The organism is Pseudomonas sp. H26/SER47-MNA-CIBAN-0231, assembly GCF_040310465.1.
Taxonomy (GTDB): domain Bacteria; phylum Pseudomonadota; class Gammaproteobacteria; order Pseudomonadales; family Pseudomonadaceae; genus Aquipseudomonas; species Aquipseudomonas atacamensis.
On record NZ_JBEOPW010000011.1, the window covers coordinates 74,388 to 95,466 of the forward strand.

Below are 21,079 nucleotides of genomic sequence, written 5' to 3' on the forward strand. Positions count from 1 at the left end.
CACTGGGACGTTGACGCACTATGGGCATCCACCGCAATACGCCAACGCTTGCCGTGAACGATCCGCGCGGTTTGGCCATCCTCAACGTCAACTACTGGCGCGCCGATGCGGCGCTGGCAAGTGAGCCCCGAATCGAGCGGAAGTTGCGGGACGTTGCCGGGCGTGTAGTCAAACAATGGGATGCGCGATTGTGGGCGTTGCAGGTGATCGATCCGCAAGCGCCCGCCAGCCTCACCACCACCCATGCCTTGAACGATATCGCGCTGCGCTCGGACAGCAGCGATGCGGGAGTCCAGGTCCGGTTGCCGGGTTTGGCCGGCCAGACGCTGTTCAACTGGGACAGCCGTGGCACATGCCGCGAGATTGCATACGATGACTTGCTGCGCCCTGTCGCGGTGTTCGAAGAAGGCACAGGCGTACCTCGCCGCTGCGCCGAGCGTTTTGCCTATGGCCGGCCCGGCTTTGGCGAGGCGCTGCGCAATCAGCTCGGTCAGTTGATCCGGCATGACGATCCGGCCGGTAGTGTCCTGTTCGAGCAATTCGCAATCACCGGCCAGTGTTGTGAAAACACCCGACGCTTCGCGCTCGATCCGGTTGTGCCGGATTGGCCAGATGCTGACGTTGAGCGCAAGGTACCGCTGGAGTCCGAAGGGGCAACCACGCAATGGCGCTTTTCACCGCAGGGCTCCGTGCTGGAACAGGTGGATGCCGCTGGTCATCGGCAGGTGTTCGCGCTGACTCACGACGGACGATTACGCGGGGTTGATCTACGGCTCAGGTATCAGACTTCAGACCATCCTGTGGTCAGTGATATTCGGTACAACGCCGAAGGTCAGGTGACCCAGGAGCTGGCAGGTAACGGCGTTCTGACCACGCTGAGCTACCGCCCTGAAGACGGCCGTCTGCTCATGCGTCATGCTCAGGATCAAGAGGGCAATGTTTGGCAGGACCTGTTGTATGCCTATGACCCGATGGGCAATGTGCTGAGCATCGAAGACCAGGCATTGCCGGTGCGCTGGTTCGCCAACCAGCGCGTCGAGCCGGTCAGTCGCTACCGCTATGACAGCCTTTGCCAGTTGATTCACGCCACTGGCTGGGAGGCCGGCGCTGCCGGTGGCGGGCCGACCGCTGTCGCCAACTACAGCCAGAGTTATCGTTATGACGCCGGGGGCAATTTGCTCGAGCTGACTCACGTTGGCCCACAGAGTCCAGGTCATCAATTGCAGGCCGCGCGCTACAGCAATCGTTGCTTGCCGTGGCATGACGGTAAGCCGCCATCTGAGGCCCAGATCGCTGAGGCGTTCGATGCGCGAGGCAATTTGCTGTTGCTGGATCAAGGACGCCGGTTGCAGTGGAATCTGCGGAACCAGCTGAACTCGGTGGTGCTCGTGCTGCGCGTATCAGGCGCCGATGACTGTGAAAACTACCTCTACGACGGCGCCGGTCAGCGGGTATTGAAAACGCGTTCGTCACGCACGGCTGCGCGCAGTCTTCTTGCACAGGTGCGGTATCTGCCAGCGCTGGAGTTACGCACCGACACTGGCACCGGAGAAAGCCTGCAAGTGCTCACCGTGCAGACCGGACTCAACACCGTACGCGTCCTGCATTGGCAAAGCCCACCGCCGACCGGCCTGAATAATCTCTACCGATACAATTTCAAAGATCACCTGGGTTCGATCAGTGTTGAGCTGGACGCCGATGCGCGGCTGATCAGCCGCGAGCATTTTTATCCGTTTGGCGCGACGGCGTGGGCCAAGGAGCCCGACGTCAGCTACAAGACCGCGCGCTATTCGGGAAAGGAACGTGATGCCACGGGGCTTTATTACTTTGGGTTTCGCTATTACGTGCCGTGGCTGCAACGCTGGTTGAATACCGATCCTGGCGGGGCGATCGACGGTCATAATCGCTATCGCGCGATGCGCAATAACCCAGTCACTTACAGAGACAGCGACGGGCGCAAGCCCGACAAGCATGCTCCCGATCGGGTGTACCACGATCTTGCCGACAAGAAACTGGTCAATCCCGTGCAAGCCGCCGGCATGCAGCCAGTGCGCCGTTACTTCGAGAATGACCCCAATCCCGACGTCCAGGCCTATCGCCGCGAAATACCGGTAGCGCTGGCAGAGCTGGGAGCCCGGGACAACTCCGTGCTCAACACACATCAGGCACATGTCATTGCCGCCGTGCGGACGCACACCGCGCCACCTTCGGGGGCCGTGCTGTACCACTCCGGTGAATTCGTTTCTTCGACAATGAATCGGGTGTTGGGGGAGGAGACCACCAGCCGGATCATGGGACCCATGTCCGTTGCGTTCAACAGCCCTGTCGAAGAACCGCAAGTGCTTGCAGCCAGGCGCGGTGCCGTGGCCAAAGGCTTCCAGATCGGCGGAAATCTGCTGATGCACGCCGCTAACCCCGCAGTTCAGTTGGTGGGCTCACTGAGTGTGGCAATGGGCAATGCCATGCAGGTTTCCGAGGCTCAGACGCGGATCCAGTACAAACTGCTCAGCACACCCGTTGCCGTGCCTCTTGCCATCTCCTCGAACAGTCCGGCGGTCGACTTGCAGTCCTTCAATCGATCGACCCGGCGGCAGCCGTTGTTTGCAGAACCGGAATCAACACCCACACCGTTGGCCCAGCAACTGTTTGCAGCCGCGTTTACACAAGGTCCCGCGGGGCTGGCGCAGGGGACGGAAGGCGAGTCGGTCGATGAAGATTCACCGCTGGCGAGACGCCGCAATTCAGTCTTCGGCTAGACAAAAAAAGCCCCCGCCCAGCCCGCTGCGGATAGGGAACGCAACGGGCTGGACGAGGGCTTCTCGTTTTAGTGATCGATTACTGCGCGATGGTCTTCACCGACACGCCGCGTTCGATCGGGGTGGAGCGGCCGTAAATATCTTCGAAACGCTCGATATCGTCTTCACCCAAGTACGAACCCGACTGCACTTCGATGATTTCCAGCGGGATCTTGCCCGGGTTGCGCAGGCGATGCACCGAGGCGATCGGGATGTAGGTCGACTGGTTTTCGGTGAGCAGGAACACGTTCTCGTCGCAGGTCACTTCGGCGGTGCCGCTGACCACGATCCAGTGTTCGGCGCGGTGGTGGTGCATCTGCAGCGACAGGCACGCGCCCGGCTTGACCGAGATGTGCTTGACCTGGAAACGCCCGCCCATGTCCACCGAGTCGTACGAGCCCCACGGACGATAGACTTCGCAGTGGTTCTGGGTTTCGCTGCGGCCCTGGGCATTGAGGGTGTTGACCATCTGCTTGACGCCCTGGACCTTGTCCTTGTGGGCAATCATCATCGCGTCCTTGGTTTCGACCACGACGATGTTCTCCAGACCGATCACCGAGACCAGTTTGCCGTTGCCGTGGATCATGCAGTTCTTGCTGTCCTGGATGACCACGTCGCCTTTGCTGACGTTGCCGTTGGCGTCTTTCTCGTTGACTTCCCACAGCGACGACCAGCAGCCGACATCGCTCCAGCCGGCGGTCAGCGGCACCACGCAGGCGCGCTGGGTTTTTTCCATCACCGAGTAGTCGATGGAGTTGTCCGGGCAGCAGGCGAAGGTGGCTTCGTCGAAGGTGATGGTGTCAGCGTCCTGCTGGCTGCGCTCAAGGGTCAGCAGGCAGGTGTCGTAGATGTCCGGATCGTGCTTTTTCAGTTCTTCGAGGAAGCGGCTGGCGCGGAACAGGAACATGCCGCTGTTCCAGTAGTAACCGCCGGATTCGACGTACTCGGTGGCGCGCTTGACGTCCGGTTTTTCGACGAAGTGCGAGACGCGGCTGACGCCTTCGGGCAGCAGCGAATCAGCGGTGGATTTGATGTAGCCGTAGCCGGTTTCCGGTTTGGTCGCCGGTACGCCGAACAGGACCATCTCGCCGTTCTCGGCTGCGACAGTCGCCAAGGCCAGCGCACGTTGCAGGGCTTTCTGGTCTTCCAGTACGTGGTCGGCCGGCAGCACCAGCATCAGTTCGTCACGGCCTTCATTGACCAGCATCATCGCGGTCAGGGCCACGGCCGGCGACGTGTTGCGGCCGAACGGTTCCATCAGGATGCGCTGGCATTCCAGATTGCGTGCGGCCAGTTGCTCGTTGACGATGAAACGGTGCTCTTTGTTGCAGACCACGATTGGCGTGTCCATGCCCTCGAACACCAGGCGCTCGAGGGTTTGCTGGAACAGTGTGTGTTCGCCGGTCAGGGCGAGGAATTGCTTGGGGAACTGCTTACGCGAAAGAGGCCACAGACGCGAACCGCTACCACCTGACAAGATCACCGGAATCATAATGTTTACTCCATAAAATCAATTTGGTTAGAGCCCTGTGGGAGCGAGCCTGCTCGCGATGGCGATGGCTCAGTCGACATTGATGTTGCATGTCAGACCGTATTCGCGAGCAGGCTCTCTCCCACAAGGGGTACTGCGTCAGTTCACAAAAGGATTAGCGAGTCGACACCGGGCGTTTCACCCAGACTGGCGACAGGTTGCTGCCGTTGCCGGTGACGTACAGTACGGCTGCCTCACCACGCTCCAGAGCGACCGGTTTCACGTCGCCGACTTTCTTGTCGCCTTCGTACAGCGCCAGGCTGACTTTCACCGGGTTGATTTCACGTTCGCCACGGCCCTTGGCAGCGACGTTCGGCACCACTTCGGTCTTGCCGTCGGCGGTCTTCAGGGTCAGCGGCTTGTCGCTGAGGTTCTGTACACGAACCAGGGATTTCTGCTTGTTCTTGAACGGCGGCTCTTCGATCAGTTGTGGCGCGCCGGAAGCGTTGTTGACCAGGGTGTAGTAGTGGTCACCTGCCAGTTTCACCGGCAGGGTCTGGCTGCCGACTTTGGCGCTGTAGTCGCCGCCTGGCATGAAGCTGAAGTCGCTGCTGGCCAGTGGCGCGATGTCGCTCAGGTTGGTGCTGCCGACAGTCGCGCTGACTTCAGCGTTGCTGGCGTTGTAGACACGCACGAAGGTCGAGCCTTTCGGTGCGGTCGGGCCGTACAGCGCGGCGTCGCCGCCGGCGAAGGCTGGGACGGAAAGTACGCTGAGGCCAGCAACCAGTGCGAAGCTTTTAGCGAGACGACGAGGAGTAGTAGTGAAAGTCATGGTGTACCTCTCTTTCAGTTTTGCGCCCGATCGGGCGTCTCGGATTTAGTGTTGATGGCTACGTTTTGTTGGCGGGCGCCGGCTTGTTTGAGCTCTGCGACCCACTGCGGGTCGGCGTCGCCGATTTCGTTGTTCACAGGCAGATATCGTTCAGGAAACTCCCAGATCAGCACTTGTGGCGGGCTGTTCTTGAAGTCATCGCTTTTCAGGTAGCTGAGCATCGGCAGAATCGGGCCATGGCCGTCTTCGGCGTAATTGACGACGTCGCTGTGCAGCGCTTGTTTGAGCGCACCGACGAAGTTCCAGTTGGGGTTGGCGCTGTAGCTGGTGCCGATCAGCGCGACCGGTACTTCGCTGTTGGCGAACAGGGCGTCGTCACCGGCAGGTTGCTCGGCGGCAACGGTGTTGCGTTTGAGCAGTGGCTCAGGCGCCGGCATCATGTTTTCGAACAGCGGATCGAGCGGCAGGAACAGACGCAGATCGCCCTTGTGCGTGACCTTCTCTGCTGGCGTGGTAACGAAGCGCTGTGGCTCGCCGCTCAGCGGGAATTTCTCGGCAATGGTTTTCGCCAGCGTGTTGGCGGCGATCTCGGCGCCTTCCGGCGTCCAGTGGGTGTCGGTGCGCAGGAACACTTGCTGACCGTTCTGCTTGGCCTGTTGCAGCGGGCCGAGCAGGTCAGGGGCGAGGATCTTGTCGGCCGCGACACGGGCGTGGAAATCCTGATACAGGTTCTGGTGAATGCTCGAAGGCTTCACTTCATCCAGATGCTCCGGATACAGACGCACCTTGGCCGGCACGATCGCCATCACCAGTTTCACGCCTTTCTCTTTCAGGGTCTGGCGCACGCCTTCGACCAGCGCGTAGTTGCCTTGCAGGTTCTGTTGTTCGTTGACGATCGGGTTGAATTCCTCATCGCTGTACAACCACTGGTCGCGGCCGAGCACGACGCCCGGACGACCTTCGTTGAACAGTTTGAAATCCAGCGCGGCCCAGAGGTTGGTGCCCAGACGCTTGATCGGGAATTCATCGTCGTAGTGGGTTTCCACCGCCTTGGTCCAGCGGCCATTGAGCACCGTCGCGTCGGCGTTGGTGCTGAAGCCGAAGAAGCTGCGAATCGACCACAGACCGAGGACCAACAGCGTCACCAGGAACAGGGCGATGTAGAAGATGCGTAATGAGCGGGTCATGTCAGATCCCTCAGAACTGGAAGTAAAGGAACGGCGAGAAGCTTTGCGCCGAGAGTTTGAGAATCGAGGCGATGAACAGCAGCAGAATCAGCCCGCGCATCACGTAGCGCGACCAGTCAGCGGTCCAGTAAGCCGGTTGCACCTGGGCTTCGACGCCGACGGTGTAGCCAGGTTCGTGGATGCTCGCCGGATTTTCCCCAGGTGCTGCCTTGATCATTCCCGGCGTCGCGGTCGCAGGGCCATCAGCCTCGACGTTGACTTCCGGTTTGGTCTTGGCTGGCGGCTGATTGGTGTACAGATCACGCAGGCCGAAGAACGCCAGGGTCACGTAAGCCACAACCAGAGTCGCCACTTGCAGACCGGTGAGGCTGGCCTGATTGAGTTCCGACAGCGACCAGTCACCGAAGCTGAACATCGCGCCGTACATGCGCCCGGCAACGTGCAGGTTTTCGGCACGGAAGATCACCCAGCCCATGACCACCAGCAGGAAGGTCAGTGCCCAGCGGATCGGGTTGAGGCTGCGCGGCGAAGTGTTCAGGCCGAGCATTTTTTCGATCGCCAGCCACATGCCGTGCCAGGCGCCCCAGATGATGTAAGTGATGTTCGCACCGTGCCACAGACCACCCAGGAGCATGGTCAGGAACAGGTTGCGATAGGTCATCAGCGTGCCTTTACGGTTACCGCCGAGGGTGATGTACAGGTAGTCACGCAGCCAGGTGGAGAGGCTGATGTGCCAGCGGCGCCAGAACTCGGTGATCGACTGGCTGATGTACGGCTGTTTGAAGTTTTCCATGAAGCGGAAACCCATCATCAAGCCCAGGCCGATGGCCATGTCGCTGTAACCGGAGAAGTCGAAGTACAGCTGCGCGGTGTACGCCAGCGCACCAAGCCAGGCGTCACCCGTGGTCGGGTTTTGCAGGGCGAAGCAATGGTCGGCGACCACGGCGAGGGTGTCGGCGATGAAGACCTTCTTGATGAAACCCTGCATGAACCGCGTGCAGCCCTCGGAGAACTTGTCGAGGGTGTGCGTGCGGTTGTTGAACTGATCGGCGAGGTCGCGAAAACGCAGGACCGGGCCGGCAATCAGGTGCGGGAAGATCGCCACGAATGCTGCGAAGTCGATCAGGTTGCGCGTGGCCGGAGTGTCGCCACGGTACACGTCGATGATGTAGCTGATCGATTCGAAGATGTAGAACGAAATACCGATCGGCAGCAGCACGTGGGTGAGGATGAACGGCTCGAGACCGAACGAAGTCATGATCTCGTTGATGCTGTCGACACCGAAGTTGGCGTACTTGAAGTAGCCCAGGATGCACAGGTCGACGGCCACGCCGAGCAGCAGCCAGCGCTGCGCCGGTTTGGTTCTGACGCCAGCGGCACCGACTTTCAGGCCGATCCAGTAGTTCCACAGCGTGACCGCTGCGAACAGCGCGAGGAAGTCCACTCGCCACCAGGCGTAGAACACGTAGCTGGCGATCAGCAGCAGCAGGTTGCGATAGCGTTGCCCGCTCAGGTAGTACAAGCCGAGAAAGATCGGCAAGAACAGAAACAGGAACACGTTGGATGAAAATACCATCCCGATCTCTCCATGTTTGAACCAACAGTCAAGGGCCAAAGCCCCCCCAAACCCCCCGTGGTAGTGGGGGGTGAAACAGTCCTGCGATCGTTCCCACGCTCTGCGTGGGAATGCCTCAATGGACGCTCTGCGTCCGCTTCGGCATGGGACGCGGATCGTCCCGGGCTGCATTCCCACTCGGAGCGTGGGAACGATCAGCCATCAGTGTTTTCAGGAACCTTTGTTGCCCTTTTCATGCGACGGGTCGTAGACCTTGGTCAGGTCGCCGCCAAGACGGAAGGTCTTGAACGGTTGCATGTCGCGCTTCTTCTCGATCACATCCGGCGCACAGGTGTAGAGCGTGCAGAACGGTTCGAGCCAGGCGAATTTCATGTCCTCTTTGAGGTCGGTCATGTCCTGCTTTTTGCCGTTCTTTTCTTCGAACTCGTCAGGGTCCTTGACGCCGGCCAACACGCGGTCACCCAGCCGCTTCAGTGCGCCATTGTTTTCCTGACGCAGATCGACACCATTGACTTGGGCGAAACTGGCGATCATCGCCAGCGGCGGCAGGGCGTAGTTGTGATAGGCGAGGGCGCGTTGCTGGCGCTTGAGTTCGTTGGGCAGGAAGCCATCGGCATCGACTTGATTGACGCCGACCTTGTATTCCTTGACGGCCCAGTCGAACAGGTCGCGGCGGTTGGTGGCGACGGCGGTGGCCATCACCGACCAGGCGGCCCAGTACGAGTGGTTGTTGGTTTTTTCCAGCGGCAGGTTGTCCCAGTCGCTGACCACCTGATCAGCCATTTTGCTGAACCAGGCTTCGATCACCTGCGCTTCCTGCTGGTGCTGGGCCAGTGGATGCGAGTCGGAAAATTTCAGGCGAATGTACGACGAGGCCATGCTGCCCAGCGCCCATTTGCGCATCGACTTGCCGGTGTGGTTGAAGTCTTTGGACATCAACGCGTCAGCCTTGGCCCACGCGGTCAGCCAGTTGAGCGTGCATTCGAGCTGCTCCGGGCGACCGTCACGCATGAACTGCATGACGCGCTTGGCGGTGCCGCGCTCCAGCGTGGTGATGTCTTTGGTGGTGTCGCGAAAGGCTTTTTCCGACTGCACGTTCAGCGTCGCGCGGGCCTTGTCCGAACCTTCGTACTTGCTGCGAAATTGCAGCGGACCGGTGTATGGCGCCGGCATCGCGTCGCAGCCATCGCTGTTGTCGCCGGTCTTGAATTTATCCACCGGGGCGAAGTAGCCCTGCGGTGGACGCAATGGCGCGGCAGCCTGAGTTGCCCCGGCGAACATCGCCAGGCTCAGAAGTGTCGGTGCCAACAGGTTTTTCAGTTTCGGATTTCGCATAGCAGACCTCATTGCCCGAGCTGCGCGGTCTGTTGACCGACGCCCGGGAATACGTTGCGTTTGCAGATTTTCGCTTCGACTTTTTGTGGCGTGGCGCCAGGTCCGGCTTCAGGACCCTGGACTTCAACGGCCAGCAGGTTTTGCGAGGCCCAGTCTTCGTCCGTGCGCAGCTCAAAGGCGAAACGACCGTCGGTGTCGGAGGTTTCCGGTTTCTCGATCTTGATGTCCTCGTGGCGACCGTTCATGTACCAGAGGGTGGCTTGCAGGGTTTTCACCGAGGTGTCGGCGAAGCGGATGTCGACCTGATGGTTGGCGTTCTGCAGGTTCAGGTTCTTGCTGTTGACCAGCAGTTCTTGCTTGCTGCCCGGCTTCAGCGTGGCGCTGGCGGACATCTGCGCGTCTTTGCCTTCGCAACCGTTATCGAGCAGCGCCATCATCTGGCGATAGATGGTTTCCTGATCGAGGCGATACAGCGGCGAGAATTCCCAGATGAGAATCTTCGGCGGGGTCTTCTGGAATTCTTCGCTGCCCAGGTACTGCAGCATCGAACCTTCGAAACCGCCGCCGGGGAAGGCCACGTTGAGGATGTCGGCGCCGATGGCTTCTTCGAGGAAACCGGCGAAGTTGTAGTTCTTGCCGCTGTGCGATGTACCGACCAGAGTGATCTGCGGATTGCCGGAATCGCCGAACAGATCGCCGTCACCGGCCTCGCCTTTCGGCTCGGTGGTGAACTGGTCCATGTACTGGATCGCATAGCTGGTGCCGCACAGTTGCCCGGCCATGTTGTGCAGGGTGCCGGTCTTGCCCATGCGCCCGGAGCGCTTGGTCTCGAATTCACGCTTGGGAATGTCGGCGAAGGCCGGGATCTGCTTGACCTTTTCGGCGACGATTTTTGCCGTGCGCTGGGCACCGTAAGGTGTCCAGTGCTGGTCGCCACGGAAGTAGAAATCGTGGGCGGGCAGGGTGTCCGGCAGCGATTCGTTGGTCAGTGGCGACAGGTCCGGCACCACATAGCCCATCTTGGCGAAACGGCCGAGCATGGTCTTGTAGTTGCCCAGCGCTTTCTCGTAATCGAACGCGGCTTTTTCCTGCGGGTTGAGCTTGTTGCGGTTCACCAGGCCACGGGTCGGCTGGTAAACGATCACCAGCTCCACGCCTTTGCTCTTGAACGCATCGTGCAGTTGTTGCAGGCGCTTGTAGCCGGCCGGCGTGGTGTTGAACTCGGTGCGCAGGTCTTCCTGGGTACGGAACAGCCAGTCGCCCTGGGCCTGCACCAGCGTGGTGAAGTTCTGCTGATAACGCGTGGTGTAGTTCTTCGCGTCATGGGCCGCCGGGCACAGGTTGCAGCACGGTTCGGCGGTGAACTTCGGTGGCGTGACGCTTGCGCCGTCAGCGTCGGCGCGGGCGTTGCCGGCAGCGAGAATGCCGAGGGTCAGGGCCGAGAGGCTGAGCAGTTTGATCATGTGTGGGTGCATAAAAATTATCCTCAGTCCTGCAATTCGGTCTGGCGTTCGACAGGGTCGATCAGCACGGCTTTCTGCTGGCGCACCAACAGATCGAGAATTTCATCCTGGCGCTCGCCGAGGATGCCGTTGAAGCTGATCCCGCTGGACTTGGTCGGCGCCAGCATCGACACGCGATACAGCTCGACACTCAGCGGCGAGTCGATCGACAGCGGGCCGCTGCCATTGGCCGCCAGCTCGCCGCCGACCACGATCAGCGAGACCTGCGCGTCGAACGGGTCGAGCTTGATGTCACGGTCGGTGTCGGTCAGGTCCTTGATGTGGCCGTAGATCCCGGTCAGGCCGTTGGTCATGGCAACGTTTTCGTAGAGGCGGATGTTCACGCTGTTACGAATACGAATGCCGTGACGGGTATTGCTGATGACCTTGTTGCCCCACAGCAGGTTGTCGGCAGACTCGTAGAGCGTGATGCCGTCGGTGTGGTTCTTGTAGATCTCGTTGTAGGCAATGATGTTGTTGACGCTGTTACGGTCGATCACCAGGCCCGACAACTTGTTGTCGAAACTCTTGTTGTTGAAGATGAAGCTGTCGTTGACCTCACGGGAAATAATGATCCCGTGCTTCTTCTTCGTGCCGTGAACGGTGTTCTCGGCAATGATCAAGCGGTGCGAGCGGTCATGTGGGTCGATGCCGTAGACGATGTTGTCTTTGTAGGTATTGCCCTTGACCACAAAGTCGCTGGTTTCGTAGCAGTAGAAGCCGTACCACATGTCCGAGAACTCGGAACCGACGATCCAGCCGGTCGGTTCCGGGCGCTTGAGGACCTTGGCCATGTTTGGCGTGTACTGGGAAATACTCACCCCGTACGACTTACTGTTGGCGTAACCGAAACTGGCCATCTTGCTGTTGACGATGTAGGTCTCGGTGCCGCCCCAGGAGAGCAGGAACGGACGGAATTCCTTCGGCGAACGGAAGGTCGCCGGGCCGTTGTCCTTCTCGCGCCAGCCGGTGACTTTGGTGTCACGCACGAACAGCTTGCCGTCGTTGACCAGGAACGAACCGGCTTCCTGGGACAGGCGCAGTTCCTGGGTCTGACCATCGATTTCGAGGATGCCTTTCTCGCCGACCACGATCGGCAATTTTGCCAGGTACACGCCAGGGGACGTCTCGCTGAAATACTGCTTGGGCAGTTTTTTCGCCAGATCCTTAAGGTTCATGTAGCCGTCGTCGATGAAGATGGCCTGCGGGATGCCGTGCTGACGCACCACCCATTCGGCCATCTTGTTATCGCCGCCGATGAAGTCCTTCAGGGCGTTTTCCTGCATCATCCGGCGCACGCTGATCTTGCCCGGCTTGCTGCGCACGATCTTCGCGGCAGCGGCTTCGGCGGTGAAGCCGGACAGGTCGGGCAGTGTCGGCTTGGCCAGTTTCAGCGCGTCGGTCGGCGCGCTGCTGACGGTGTAGGTCTTGGCCTGTTGCAGTTCTTTGGCCACGTTCGCAGGTTTCGCCGGTTCAACATTGGCGAAGGCGCTGGCGCTGGCCAGCAGCATCGCGCCGGCCAGCAGGCTGAGTGAGCCTGTTCTGGTGCTGATCATGTCGGGCACTCCCTTGGCGGTTTGCATCAGAAGCGCCAGATCACGTCAATGAATGCGCGGTGCATGTAGGAATCAACCTGGCTACCGTAGGCATCGCCCGGTTTGAACACACCTCCACGGAATCGCACCAGTGCCGAAGGCTCGTCGATCGACTGGCTCAACGCCGCCGGCAACAGGCCTTGCTTGAAGTACTTGGTGACGACCAGGTCCATTTCCTGACCCAGGTCCTTGTTGCCATCTTCAAGCGGCAAGGATGTGCTGGAGAGGATTGCGCCGGTGACGTCGTCGGTGTTGTTTTCCACCGCGTTGATGCCGTTGCTGCCGACCGGCTTGTTGCCGTCGACACGCCAGAACTTGTGGTAGATCAGGCTGGCGTCGTACTCGTCGTTGACCATCCACGAACCGAACAGGGTGGCGGTCTGCATGTTGTTCATTTCGCCACGGAACGCTTCGCCGAAACGGTGCACGCGCGAGCGGGTACCGGTGTAGTTGGAGCGGTTGCTCTCCAGACCGTTCTGTTCGTAATCGGCACTGGCGCGGGCGTATGCACCGCCGACTTGCCACTGCGGATCGAGGCGCAGACGCACGCCGACATCGGCTGCCCAGCCGCTGATGTCATCGCTGCGCTTGGCTTGTGCCGGGCGCGTGCCGTCGGCGTTCAGCGCATTGACCGTGTCGCGGTCGCCGCTCATGCCGGTGATGCTGCCCCAGTAGTTGACAGTGTTGGTGTTGCGCCAGTTGTAGGCGTCGCTGTCGGCAGTCAGGCCGATCCAGCTGATGTCGCCGTTCTCGGTCTTGTCCAGCGAGTCGCGCGGGACGCCCGGCTCGGCGTAATCGAGTTTGCCATCATCGTGAGTGTGGTGGCCGCGAATGCCGACCCACTGCCCTGGCGTCCACTGGTAAGCAGCGTCGGCGTAGGCGTGCAGGCGATCCTTGTCTTTCGGCGCCAGCTCTTTCAAGTCGGTGCGGTATTCGCTGAAACGCTCGGCAACACCGGCATTGGCCCGCAGCAGGGTGGTGTCAAAGGTCCAGTTCAGCGCTTCGATGTTGGTGTCACGCCATTGGCCGTCGTCATTGCGCAGACGCTGGCGACCGAACTTGAGCATCTCGCCCGGGTACGGGGTGAGGCCGCTGTAGCCGACCCAGAACTCGCGCATCGCCAGGTAGTTCTTCTTGGTTTTGCGATCACTGTTGTCGGTGGCTTGTTCACCGTCGGATTGTTGCAGGGTGTCGGTCTCGATGATGTCGGTCGAGGTAACCGCCTGACCCATCGCGTAGGCGCTCCACGCGCCGCTTTCGCCGTAGATCCACGGACGCAGGTCGAGGCCCACGCCATTGACGTCACCGCCGCCGGCAGTGCCGAGGTCACGGTCGTCTTCGGACTGGCCGGTGAGTTTCACTTCCAGACCGAAGTTCTTGGTTTCAGTCATCGCAGCCAGTGTCGGGCAAGACCAGAGCAGCGCGAAGGTGAGGCCAATACCGGCCTTCACGAATGGGTTCAGCTTCATAGTTTTTCCTCGCCGTCTTCTTCTTGCAGGGCGTGCAGTTGCAGCGTGTTCGAGTTCAGGGCGCCACGGCTGGCCTGTTCCTGTTGCAACAGGCGGCGGGCTTCGGGCAGGCGCTCGGGCGGCAGTTGCGCCTCGAGGGTCGCTGCCAGTTCATCGGCTTGCGGGGTGTTCTGGGCCTTGGCCAGTTGGCTGAACACGTAGGCGTTCAGCGGGTCGGGCTTGGTGCCCTTGCCTTGGGAAAACAACTGGGCGATGGCGAAGTCGGCACTGTTCTGGCCGTTGCGCGCAGCGGTCAGCAGATGGTCCAGAGCCTTCTGCGGATAGACCTTGCCCAGGTAGCCACGACGGTAGATCTGGCCGAGGTAGTAATCGGCGGCGACTTCGCGGCCGACGGCTTTCTGGAAATGTTCCTCGGCGACTTTCGCGTCGGCCGGGACCAGTTTGCCTTCGTAGTAGACCTTGCCCAGCAGCAGTTCGGCGCGCGGCTGGTCGGCAGCGCGGCCGTTGTCCAGGTACTTCATCATCTGGTCGACGTCGCCCAGTTCGGGGAAGTCGTAAAGCAATTGCGCGAGGGTGACCCACGACGCCGGGTAGCCCGGAGCGATCGGCTCGAGCAGCGCCTGCGCGGTTTTTTCGTCGGTCTTGCCCAGGGTCGAATCGGCCAGCACGCGGGCCACGGAATCGACACGCTGCGCGGTGACGGTGCCACGGCTGTAACCGGCCTGCATCTGCTTGATCAGCTCGGCCTGTTGCTCCGGCTGGCCACGTTTCTGGTAGACGGTGGCCAGTTCGACGTAGCAGATGTCGGTGGTGTTGAGCGCGGCCTTGCAGATTTTTTCCACGTCATCCAGGTGCTGGTCGTAGGTGCCTTGGGTGCGATACAGCAGCACCTGCGCCAGACCCGCTTCCGGGTAACCGGATTTGCGCCACTGATCGATCTGCTGCTGGGCGTTGATGTTCGGGAAGCTGTGCGGGTATTGCAGATACAGCATCGCCAGCGGGATCAACGTGTTGCCTTCGCCATTGGCGGCGGCTTTTTTCAGCAGGGTTTCGGCTTCGTGGTGTTCGGCTTCGGTGGAGCCCGGCTTGGCCACCAGCAAACGACCGAGACGTGCCTGGGCACGCGGCGACACGCTGGCCGCTGCGCGGTAAGTCGCCTCGGCCTGTTTCATCTGCGCCGGGTCACGGCTGTCGACCTGGATATCGGCCAGGCCGACTTGCGCCTCGCTGTAACCCAGATCGGCCAGTTGCTGGTAATTCTGCGCAGCGGTGGCGGTGTCGCCACGCTTGAGCGCTTCGTTGGCCAGACGCTGATCGGGCAGCCCGGCGCAACCGGCCATAGAAACTGCTAGTGCCAGCGAGCACACCATCAATCCCATGTGGGAGCGAGCCTGCTCGCGAAGCAGTCGACTCGGTACTTCAGACAAACCGCGCTGGCCCTTTCGCGAGCAGGCTCGCTCCCACAGGGTCGGCGGTGTGTTCAAGTTATGCGTAGTCACAGGCATGTCCTCGACTTAAAGACCGGCAGCCATGGCTTTGTCGATCAGCCAGTTCAGGTTCGGGCCACGGTCGCTGTTCACTTCCACCGGGCGGCCGGCCAGGCTGCTGTCGAGCGGCTCGTCAGGCTGGATCTGTACGCGGATGTCGGAGGACAGGTCGGCGCTCTTCAGGCTGGTGCTGCTGACGATCTTGCCGGTGCGGGTCTTGTCTTCGCCGGCGATCTGGAAGCTCACCGGGGTGCCCGGGCGCACGTCACCGAACTGGCGATAGGAGAAGCGTGCTTCAACGTTGGCCTGGGTGTTGCGCGGCACCAGTTGGAAGATCACGTCGCCCTTGCTCGCGTACTGACCGTCAGCCACCAGTTGCTGGGCCACGGTGCAATCGCACGGCGAGGTCAGGGTGCCGGTCATTTGCTTGCCGAACAGTTCTTCAACCTTGGCCGGGGCCAGTTGGTCTTCGGCCAGATGGCCCTTGAGCACGTCGAGCATGCTGGTGCTGAAGGTCGCCAGTGGTGCGCCTTTGGCGGCAACGCCGTCGGACTTGACCAGGCTCTGCACTGTGCCGTCACGCGGCATGGTGATGTTCATCCCCGGCACGCTGACCAGACCGGCCTGGGCGTGGCTGACGAAGTACATGCCGTACACCGACTTGAAGATGAAACCGGCAGCGACCAGGCCAACGGCGAAAATACCGGCGCTGAAGGTCACGGCTTTCAGACGGCCAAACGGGGTCATGCCGGTGTCGTTGGTCTTGTTCTTGCGCGCCTTGGTGAAGTTGTCGCGCTGCAGGGTCGCCAGCACTTCGCCGATGCTGACGATGTCGCCGGCCAGGTGCGAAGTGATCAGGTGGCGCAGGGTGGAAATGTCCTGCGGCTCGAGGTTCTGGAACTGGCAGCCGGCGCGGCCGGTGGCGCGGTCAAAGGAACGCACCTGCAGTTCAACGTCCATGGCCAGGCCGAGGTTGTCGATGACAAATTGCAGACGCGCCTTGTACACCTCGCCGATGGTCAGCGGCATCTGCCCGGCGTTGAACGCCAGACCGCCAGCCGACAGATCGAGGACCCGCGCTTCGAGCGGAGTCCGGTCAGGGCCGAAGAAACGCAGTTTGGCCGGGATTTTCACGCGAGCGTGCTGGCGCTGGGCTTCGGATTCATGCACTACGTTGACGTTGACGGCGGTATTCATAGGGGCGATTTCCTTGTTAATTCAATAGGAGCGGGTCAGACCATCATCAGCAGCACGGCGACAAAAATGCTGCCGGCGGAGAAGGTCATGGTCCGAGACGACCAGGTGTTGAACCAACGTTGAAAGCTGGCGAGATCACGGGTCAGGGATGTGGGCTGGCGAGTCCAGGATTGTTGGTCGAGGCGGAAGAACACGTAGATCTTCACCAGGGCGCCAACGATCTGGTTGTAATACAGAATCGCCGGGTAAGCAGGGCCGATGCGGTGGCCGGAACACGACAGCAACAGCGTCAGGATCAGGCGGGTGATGCCGATCCACAGCAGGTACACGAGAATGAACGCGGTGCCGTACTTGAAGCTGGCGATCAGTGCGACGGTCAGGCCGAGCAGCGAAGTCCACATCGACACGCGCTGGTCGAACAGCACCACCGAGGTGAACGCGCCGAGGCGGCGGATACCCAGACCCAGTGCACGGGAGTTCTGGCGCAGGTTGTTGCCGTACCAGCGGAACATCAGCTTGCGGCTGGCCTTGATGAAGCTCTTTTCCGGCGGATGTTCAACGGTGTTGATCGCGGCGTCCGGCACGTAGAAGGTGTCGTAACCCAGGCGCATCAGGCTGAACCAGCTCGACTTGTCGTCACCGGTCAGGAACTTGAAGCGGCCCAGACGCCAGTGTTGCAGCGAGTCGCTTTCAACGTCGGCGATGAACTCCGGATTGGTCACCACGGAGGCTTTGAACACCGACATCCGACCGGTCATGGTCAGTACGCGCTTGGACAGGGCCATCGAGCACATGTTGATGTGGCGCTGGGCGAAACGCAGCTTGTGCCATTCGCTCATGATGTAGCCGCCGCGCACTTCGCAGAACTCGTTGGTGGTCAGGCCGCCGACATTGCCGAACAGCTGGAACCACGGCACGGTCTTGCGCACGACGCCTTCGCCTAGCACGGTGTCGCCGTCGATCACGGCCACCACGGCACGGTCGTCCGGCAGGTGGCGGGAGATCGCGCGGAAACCGAAGGCCAGACCATCGCGCTTGCCGGTACCGGGAATACGCACGAAGTCGAGCTTGACTCGCTCCGGCGGATTCATCCGTGCCCACAGCGCCTTGACCAGCAGCTCGTCGGACATTTCCACGATCGAGCAGACAATGGTGGTCGGCAGTTCGCAGTCGATGGCTTCGCGGATCACCGAGCTGTAGACCTGCGCGGTGGTCAGCGCGTCAATACGAAAGCTGGTGACCATCAGAAACACATGCGACGGATCGGCCGCTTTACCCAGCTTGCGGACTTTGCGACGCAAGTGCGGGTAAACGATGTAGAGAAAAATCATGCCGCGCACAAAGTGCGTTGCACCCATCGAGTAGCGCCAGATACCCACGGCGCCAATCAGGAAAATGAAGTCCTTCGACTCGGAGTCGAATGTGGACGTGGGCAGCATCAAGGCCAGGCCCATCAGCAGACTGAGATAAAAAAGCCAGCCGGCTGATTGCAGAAAAAAATGTTTGAGCTTGGTCATAACCGTCATCCGAAGGTAAGGGAAGCTGCAAGTTGCAAGCTTCAAGCTGCAAGCCAATCGCGTTGACTTGCAGCTCGACGCTTGTCGCTTGGGGCTGCGTTACCAGCAAATGCCTTCGGTGCGGCTACCGGCGCTGGTGGGCTTGGACATGAAGCCCACCAGGTCGATGACTTGCTTGCCGTGCGGCGCTTCCTGGGCCAGCGAACGGAATTTCTCGTCGCGGTTGCCGAGGATGATCACGTCGGAGTTGTCGATCACCGAGTCGAAGTCGGAGTTGAGCAGGGACGATACGTGCGGAATCTTCGATTCGATGTAGTCCTTGTTCGCACCGTGGACACGGGCGTATTCGACGTTGCTGTCGTAGATGCTCAGGTCGTAACCCTTGCCGATCAGCATTTCCGCCAGTTCGACCAGCGGGCTTTCGCGCAGGTCGTCGGTGCCGGCCTTGAAGCTCAGACCGAGCAGGGCGACTTTGCGTTTTTCATGGCTTTCAACGATGTCGAAAGCGTTCTGCACTTGCGATTCGTTACTGCGCATCAGCGAGTTGAGCAGCGGTGCTTCGACGTCCAGGGAACCGGCGCGGTAGGTCAGCGCACGCACGTCTTTGGGCAGGCACGAACCGCCGAAGGCGAAGCCCGGGCGCATGTAGTACTGGGACAGGTTCAGGGTCTTGTCCTGGCAGACTACGTCCATCACTTCACGACCATCGACGCCGACGGCTTTGGCGATGTTGCCGATCTCGTTGGCGAAGGTCACTTTGGTCGCGTGCCAGACGTTGCAGGTGTACTTGATCATCTCGGCAACGGCGATGTCCTTGCGGATGATCGGTGCGTCGAGTTCTTCGTACAGCGATTGCAGAACGTCGCCCGACGCGGTATCGAACTCGCCGATGACGGTCATCGGTGGGTGATCGTAGTCGGCAATGGCGGTGGATTCGCGGAGGAATTCCGGGTTGACCGCTACGCCAAAATCGACGCCAGCCTTCTTGCCCGAGCAGTCTTCCAGAATCGGGATGACCACGTTGGCCACGGTGCCTGGCAACACGGTGCTGCGCACGACGATGGTGTGACGGGTGGTTTTTTCACGCAGGACAAAACCGATCTCGCGGCACACGGCCTCGATGTAGTTCAGTTCCAGGTCGCCGTTCTTTTTGCTTGGCGTGCCGACGCAGATCATCGACAGGTCGGTATCACGAATCGCCTCGGCGAAATTGGTCGTACCGCGCAGACGAGCGGTCTGGACTCCCTGTTGCAGCAGTTCGCCCAAGCCCGGTTCTACAATCGGCGATTTGCCGGCGTTAATCATGTCGATCTTGTCTTTGGCAACATCGACGCCAACTACGTCATGGCCCCGTGCAGACAGGCAACCGGCACATACTGCGCCAACGTAACCCAAACCAAATATGCTGATGCGCATCGCAATTACCTCTGTATATATCAGGCCTTAGAGGCCGGAGTTAATGGTGTTCAGCGGTCACTAGTGCACTCGGAAGTGCGGCTTACAGGCGCCACAATGCCGTGTGCAGGCATACAAAGTTCCGAGTGTCTAATAAGTGCACTCAAGATGTGCGCAACTAGGCCTTGTTGTTATGACTTGCCCTGTTATGCAGCCGATCTTCCGTGCGGGAAGACTCTAGTGCAGTCGTGTAGCCTGCTCGACGTCCGGTAGGGAGCCGGTAAATCAAGCAGTTAGGTGCTCAGGCGAGCACGTTTATAGGGGCGCGGCCTTGGCCTTTGTAGGGGATATTAATGGTGCGTATCTCCTGTCCTTCGATTGTTTTGAGACTCGTTAGTCACTCAGGCAAGTTGCTGTGACAACTTGGTTACATGGCTATCAGCTCTGCGTAAGTTATCTCGTACAAACTCGGCGAGAATCGTTACCGGTGGTATGAGCAACGCATTTGGACATAGTTCCAGCCCGCTCATCGTGCCAGCCGAAATTTTTTGAAATATTGATGAAGATGGCACTGGGTGCAAATTGATAGCACTAACGATTTCGCCCTTTAGTTATCGGGGCGAAACCGGGGTCGATAGTTTTGTGCCACTACGGGTGAAAAATTTAAGTGCCACTACTGAAAAAAAACTTCAGTGTCGAGTGAAACTAAAATTAAAAAATAGAGTGTGGTTTTATTGGCGCCATGAAATTGGCGATATGTCGCGAGGGGATTTTGACTTCGGGCGGACTGCACGACTCTTGAGGAAAAGAGTCGTGCAAAGGGCATGCTTTATTCCGGGGCGTGGTCGCGCAAAAACACCAGATTGTCGGGTTTCGATTGCTCGGCGCTGTAGCGATAACCCTGCACATCGAATTGCTTGAGCTGAGCCGGGTCGTTGATCCGTTCCTGGATCACAAAACGGCTCATCAGGCCGCGCGCTTTTTTCGCGTAGAAACTGATGATCTTGTACTGGCCGTTCTTCTGATCCTTGAACTCGGTGTTGATGATCCGCGCCTTCAACGCGCTGCGCTTGACCGCAGAAAAGTATTCGTTGGATGCAAGGTTGAGCAGTACGTCATCGCCTTGCTCGGCCAGCGCTTCGTTCAGCCACTCGCTGATGCGCGTGCCCCAGAACGCATACAGATCCTTGCCACGGGCGTTGGCCAGTTTGGTGCCCATTTCCAGGCGATAGGGTTGCATCAGGTCCAGCGGCCGCAGCAGGCCATAAAGGCCGGAGAGCATGCGCAGGTGTTTTTGCGCGTAATCGAATTGCGCCTCGCTGAAGGACTGCGCATCCAGGCCGGTGTACACATCGCCCTTGAAGGCGAGCAGCGCCTGTTTGGCGTTTTCCGGGGTGAAGGCCGGCGTCCAACTGCCGAAACGCGCGGCATTGAGGCCACCGATCTTGTCGGACACGTGCATCAACTCGCTGATCTGCGCCGGACTCAGCTCGCGCAGCTGCTGGATCAATTCCTGGGAATGGTCGAGGTACTGCGGCTGGGTAAAGCGCTGGGTCGCCGGCGGTGTTTCGTAGTCGAGGGTCTTGGCGGGGGAAATCACCATCAGCATGAAGTCGTCTCCTTTGATCGTGGGGGCGATTCTAGGGGGTTGTCCGGGTTGACTCCAGCTATCAAGCCCATAGGTGATCGACGGCTTAACTCAAACCCCTTGTGGGAGCGAG

14 protein-coding genes are annotated in these 21,079 nt (G+C 60.0%); 1 reads left to right on the forward strand and 13 read right to left on the reverse strand.

Going from position 1 to position 21,079, the window contains the following annotated elements; all coding sequences use genetic code 11:
* Positions 1–20 precede the first annotated feature (20 nt).
* Complete coding sequence (locus AAEZ10_RS17600) at positions 21–2,756, forward strand: RHS repeat domain-containing protein (RefSeq protein WP_350570283.1); 2,736 nt, start codon at positions 21–23, stop codon at positions 2,754–2,756.
* A 79-nt stretch (positions 2,757–2,835) separates the two neighbouring features.
* Here AAEZ10_RS17600 and AAEZ10_RS17605 read toward each other — a convergent pair whose 3' ends face one another.
* The 13 genes from AAEZ10_RS17605 to yaaA all read right to left on the reverse strand — a co-directional run bounded on the left by AAEZ10_RS17605 (position 2,836) and on the right by yaaA (position 20,967).
* Positions 2,836–4,287, reverse strand: a complete 1,452-nt coding sequence (locus tag AAEZ10_RS17605) for a mannose-1-phosphate guanylyltransferase/mannose-6-phosphate isomerase (RefSeq protein ID WP_024011673.1) — start codon at positions 4,285–4,287, stop codon at positions 2,836–2,838.
* 154 nt (positions 4,288–4,441) lie between these two features.
* Complete coding sequence (locus AAEZ10_RS17610) at positions 4,442–5,098, reverse strand: alginate O-acetyltransferase AlgF (RefSeq protein ID WP_016771605.1); 657 nt, start codon at positions 5,096–5,098, stop codon at positions 4,442–4,444.
* 14 nt (positions 5,099–5,112) lie between these two features.
* Complete coding sequence (locus tag AAEZ10_RS17615; protein WP_016771604.1) at positions 5,113–6,285, reverse strand: alginate O-acetyltransferase; 1,173 nt, start codon at positions 6,283–6,285, stop codon at positions 5,113–5,115.
* Between the two features lie 10 nt (positions 6,286–6,295).
* Positions 6,296–7,861 (reverse strand): MBOAT family O-acyltransferase, encoded by a 1,566-nt coding sequence (locus AAEZ10_RS17620; protein ID WP_024011674.1) that lies wholly within the window; start codon positions 7,859–7,861, stop codon positions 6,296–6,298.
* 210 nt (positions 7,862–8,071) lie between these two features.
* Positions 8,072–9,196 (reverse strand): mannuronate-specific alginate lyase, encoded by a 1,125-nt coding sequence (locus AAEZ10_RS17625; RefSeq protein WP_339100515.1) that lies wholly within the window; start codon positions 9,194–9,196, stop codon positions 8,072–8,074.
* Positions 9,197–9,204: 8 nt separating this feature from the next.
* Positions 9,205–10,671 (reverse strand): alginate O-acetyltransferase, encoded by a 1,467-nt coding sequence (locus tag AAEZ10_RS17630; protein WP_130928293.1) that lies wholly within the window; start codon positions 10,669–10,671, stop codon positions 9,205–9,207.
* Between the two features lie 11 nt (positions 10,672–10,682).
* On the reverse strand, positions 10,683–12,254 hold the full coding sequence (algG, locus tag AAEZ10_RS17635; protein WP_151551540.1) for a mannuronan 5-epimerase AlgG: 1,572 nt from the start codon (positions 12,252–12,254) through the stop codon (positions 10,683–10,685).
* Positions 12,255–12,280: 26 nt separating this feature from the next.
* On the reverse strand, positions 12,281–13,762 hold the full coding sequence (locus tag AAEZ10_RS17640) for an alginate export family protein (protein WP_073473673.1): 1,482 nt from the start codon (positions 13,760–13,762) through the stop codon (positions 12,281–12,283).
* Complete coding sequence (algK, locus tag AAEZ10_RS17645; protein WP_181424116.1) at positions 13,759–15,267, reverse strand: alginate biosynthesis TPR repeat lipoprotein AlgK; 1,509 nt, start codon at positions 15,265–15,267, stop codon at positions 13,759–13,761. Before algK ends, AAEZ10_RS17640 begins: the two co-directional genes overlap by 4 nt.
* Positions 15,268–15,276: 9 nt before the next feature.
* Positions 15,277–16,446, reverse strand: a complete 1,170-nt coding sequence (locus tag AAEZ10_RS17650; protein WP_024011680.1) for an alginate biosynthesis protein Alg44 — start codon at positions 16,444–16,446, stop codon at positions 15,277–15,279.
* Positions 16,447–16,481: 35 nt separating this feature from the next.
* The gene (gene alg8 / locus AAEZ10_RS17655; protein ID WP_162098720.1) at positions 16,482–17,963 is read right to left on the reverse strand and encodes a mannuronan synthase; all 1,482 of its coding nucleotides are present in this window, start codon (positions 17,961–17,963) and stop codon (positions 16,482–16,484) included.
* Between the two features lie 99 nt (positions 17,964–18,062).
* Entirely contained in the window at positions 18,063–19,379 is a 1,317-nt protein-coding gene (locus AAEZ10_RS17660) for a nucleotide sugar dehydrogenase (protein ID WP_125927509.1), read from the reverse strand.
* Between the two features lie 808 nt (positions 19,380–20,187).
* The gene (yaaA, locus tag AAEZ10_RS17665) at positions 20,188–20,967 is read right to left on the reverse strand and encodes a peroxide stress protein YaaA (protein ID WP_016771594.1); all 780 of its coding nucleotides are present in this window, start codon (positions 20,965–20,967) and stop codon (positions 20,188–20,190) included.
* Positions 20,968–21,079 lie beyond the last annotated feature (112 nt).

Coding starts and splice junctions, on each gene's coding strand:
- AAEZ10_RS17625 (WP_339100515.1), bottom strand. CDS start 9,196: ATGCGAAATCCGAAACTGAAAAACCTGTTGGCACCGACACTTCTGAGC.
- AAEZ10_RS17615 (WP_016771604.1), bottom strand. CDS start 6,285: ATGACCCGCTCATTACGCATCTTCTACATCGCCCTGTTCCTGGTGACG.
- AAEZ10_RS17630 (WP_130928293.1), bottom strand. CDS start 10,671: ATGCACCCACACATGATCAAACTGCTCAGCCTCTCGGCCCTGACCCTC.
- algK (WP_181424116.1), bottom strand. CDS start 15,267: ATGCCTGTGACTACGCATAACTTGAACACACCGCCGACCCTGTGGGAG.
- AAEZ10_RS17660 (WP_125927509.1), bottom strand. CDS start 19,379: ATGCGCATCAGCATATTTGGTTTGGGTTACGTTGGCGCAGTATGTGCC.
- AAEZ10_RS17620 (WP_024011674.1), bottom strand. CDS start 7,861: ATGGTATTTTCATCCAACGTGTTCCTGTTTCTGTTCTTGCCGATCTTT.
- AAEZ10_RS17650 (WP_024011680.1), bottom strand. CDS start 16,446: ATGAATACCGCCGTCAACGTCAACGTAGTGCATGAATCCGAAGCCCAG.
- AAEZ10_RS17600 (WP_350570283.1), top strand. CDS start 21: ATGGGCATCCACCGCAATACGCCAACGCTTGCCGTGAACGATCCGCGC.
- AAEZ10_RS17605 (WP_024011673.1), bottom strand. CDS start 4,287: ATGATTCCGGTGATCTTGTCAGGTGGTAGCGGTTCGCGTCTGTGGCCT.
- AAEZ10_RS17640 (WP_073473673.1), bottom strand. CDS start 13,762: ATGAAGCTGAACCCATTCGTGAAGGCCGGTATTGGCCTCACCTTCGCG.
- AAEZ10_RS17610 (WP_016771605.1), bottom strand. CDS start 5,098: ATGACTTTCACTACTACTCCTCGTCGTCTCGCTAAAAGCTTCGCACTG.
- alg8 (WP_162098720.1), bottom strand. CDS start 17,963: ATGACCAAGCTCAAACATTTTTTTCTGCAATCAGCCGGCTGGCTTTTT.
- algG (WP_151551540.1), bottom strand. CDS start 12,254: ATGATCAGCACCAGAACAGGCTCACTCAGCCTGCTGGCCGGCGCGATG.
- yaaA (WP_016771594.1), bottom strand. CDS start 20,967: ATGCTGATGGTGATTTCCCCCGCCAAGACCCTCGACTACGAAACACCG.